A 273-nucleotide genomic window follows, 5' to 3' on the forward strand; every position below is an offset into this window, starting at 1 on the left:
GTACTACCGCCACATGCTACCAATGCAACACCCATTAGCAGAGTTAGCATAACAGCAAAAATTCTTTTCATAAAATTTGTTCCTCCCGTATTTAATATTTTTTATATTTTTTACAAAATGTATTATAGGTATTATTATGGTTAATGTCAATCACTTATTAAATTAAAAACTATTTAACATTTAAAATGCATAATAAAATATCTAGCTTACATTAAGAAACATTTAATGCGTGCAGCACAATATTACTTTATGTTATAATGAATTGAGGCGATG

The organism is Methanocalculus natronophilus, from assembly GCF_038751955.1.
In the GTDB taxonomy this organism is placed as follows: Archaea; Halobacteriota; Methanomicrobia; order Methanomicrobiales; family Methanocorpusculaceae; genus Methanocalculus; species Methanocalculus natronophilus.